Origin of the sequence: Dyadobacter sp. CY312, from assembly GCF_021390535.1 — a bacterium.
Lineage (GTDB): Bacteria > Bacteroidota > Bacteroidia > Cytophagales > Spirosomataceae > Dyadobacter.
On the sequence record NZ_JAJUXG010000028.1, the window covers coordinates 1 to 2,934 of the forward strand.

Below are 2,934 nucleotides of genomic sequence, written 5' to 3' on the forward strand. Positions count from 1 at the left end.
TGTGTATCTGAACAGAACGAACCGTCAGAAAAATTCAGAGTTCGATATACGAGGTCACCGCAACTGGATGACGCAGTCTATTGCCATGCAAACTGTGGAAGATCGCCGGGCATTTTTGCGCAGCACTTTTGCTCCTGAAAAAAGCAAAGAAAACAGCTGGCTTAAAGACCTGAATGGTGACGGATCGCATGACTGGAAGGATCTGACCGTAGAAAAAGACGAGGTGTGGCGACTGGAAGATACGGACAATGACGGAATCGCGGACGTATCCATGCGCGTGCTTGAAGACTTTTTCGAAGAAGTTTCCGACGTAGCCGGTGGTATTCTGGTTCGTGCGAAAGATGCTTTCGTTGCCATTGCTCCGGATTTATGGCGCGTTGAAGACACCAACAATGATGGTGTTTATGATAAAAAAACTTCTATCAGCCACGGCTATGGTGTGCACATCGGTTTCGGCGGACATGGAATGTCAAACCCTATTGAAGGACCTGATGGTAAAATATACTGGAACATCGGAGATATTGGCGCCAACATTACCACGGCAGAAGGCGTAAAACACGAACATCCCAATTCGGGAATCATTGCACGTTCGAATCCCGACGGAAGCAAGTTCGAAATCTTCGCAGATGGTTTGCGTAACACGCACGAATTTGTTTTCGACGAGTACGGAAACCTGATCAGCTCAGACAACGATGGCGATCACCCCGGCGAAAGCGAACGTCTGGTTCACGTTGTTGAAGGCTCAGACGCGGGATGGCGGTCCAACTGGCAATACGGAAAGTATACGGATCCTAAAAACAATGGTTATAAAGTTTGGATGGAAGAGAAGCTATCTGTGCCTCGTTGGGACGGACAGGCTGCGTATATCATTCCTCCAATTCAGAATTTTCATAACGGACCAACCGGAATGCAGTACAATCCGGGAACGGCTCTTGGTAAAGAATGGAAAAACAAATTTTTCCTTGTTGAATTCGTAGGAAATCCGGCCCGTTCGCCAATATGGGCTTTCGGACTGAAACCTAAGGGAGCATCGTTTGTATTGGATGGAGAAAAAAATATCCTCAGCGGTATTTTGCCAACCGGTATCCGTTTCGGTCCGGATGGCGCATTGTATGTTGCCGACTGGATTAATGGCTGGGATACCAAAAATTATGGCCGTGTTTGGAAACTGGATGTAACAGACGAGAAAAACGACCTGAAAGATCTTCGTGCTGAGACAAAAAGACTCATGCAGTTGAATTATACCACGCAGTCAGACGAGATCCTGCTTTCGCTGCTATCCAATCCGGATATGCGCATCAGATTAAAATCTCAGTTTGAGCTTGCAACCAGAGGAGCAAAAGGTGCAGCTGTATTCAGCAAAGCCATCGCTCAAACGAACAGCCAATTAGCAAGAATTCACGCCATCTGGGGAATGGGACAATTGACCCGTCAGGATAAGTCTTACAGCAATGCGTTACTGGCTTTGTTAAAAGATTTAGATGAAGAAATTACTGCACAAGCTGCCAAAGTTTTGGGAGACGAATACATTTCAGAAGCTGGCCCCATGTTGATACCGATGCTTTCCAGCAAAAATCCACGTGTTCAGTTTTTCGGAGCACAGGCTTTGGGCAGAATTAAAGAAAAATCGGCTGTTGCTCCGCTGCTGGATATGATCAAAACCAACAATGATGCTGACGTTTACCTGCGTCATGCAGCAGTACTGGCATTGTCAAGAATCGGTGAGGTTGAACCAATTGTAGCATTGGCCAACAATTCCAGCAAATCGCTCCGCACAGCTGCTGTTTTGGTTTTGCGCAGATTGAAAAGCGAAAAAGTAAGTTTGTTTTTGCAGGATAAAGACGAATACATTGCAACAGAAGCGGCAAGGGCGATAAACGATGATTTATCTATCCCAGCAGCCTTGCCTGCTTTGGCAGCCACATTAACAGAAACCAGATTTACTTCCGAACCTTTGCTTCGTCGGGCAATCAACGCTGCTTTGAGGGTTGGAACGGATCAGCAACTTGACAATCTGATCGCTTTTGCAAAAAGGGAAAATACAGATAAAGTAGTTCGTGCGGAAGCACTTGCTGCACTGGGAACCTGGGCAAGCCCTTCGGTGATGGATCGCGTGGATGGACGTTACAGAGGCGTGATTCAAAGAAACCCGGCGATTGTAAAAAGCAAGATACAGCCAATAATCGCTGATCTTCTTGCAGATAACGATGTAACGATACTGATCGCTACGGCCCAAATGCTTACCAATCTAGGTGTTTCGGACAACAACGATGCGCTTGCGAAACTCTTGAACGATCACAAAGATCCAAAGGTAAGAGCTGCCATGCTTACGGCTCTTAATGAGCTAAAATACACCGACATGGAATCTGTAATGAAAAAGGGAATGACGGATTCTGATGCGGATGTTCGTACGGCTGCTTTGGGAATGGTGGGTAATGTTACCATGTCGAAAGAAGCTTTAACAGATATTTCAAAAACCATCTTTGAAAAAGGTAGTGTGAAAGAACAACAGCAAATGCTGCGTGTTCTGGGAAGTTTGCCTGTGGCTAAAACCGAAAGCATATTTGGAGATTTAATTGGGAAAATGACCAACAAACAACTTCCTCCAAGTTTAGCCCTGGATTTAGGAGAAGCCGTCGATTCAACCAAATCTACCTCTCTCATTGCAAAAATGGCTCCTTTGCGTTCGTCCGGCGAAACCGTTGCAGATTACCAGGAAGCCCTGGTTGGTGGAAACGCGATGCTTGGTCGCCGTTATTTCATGACCAATTCCGCAGCAGAATGTGTTCGCTGCCATTCAATCGGCGGACAAGGTGGTGAAGTAGGACCAAACCTTTCCAACATTGGTAACACATTGAGCCGTGAACAAATATTACAGGCTTTGGTAGAACCAAGCGCAAGAATTTCTCCGGGATTCGGCATGGTGATATTGAC

At 46.1% G+C, this 2,934-nt stretch carries 1 protein-coding gene; it reads left to right on the top strand.

The features are described from left to right. The coding region (locus LZG71_RS27970; RefSeq protein ID WP_233826113.1) for a HEAT repeat domain-containing protein at positions 1–2,934 on the top strand (2,934 nt) is incomplete at both ends.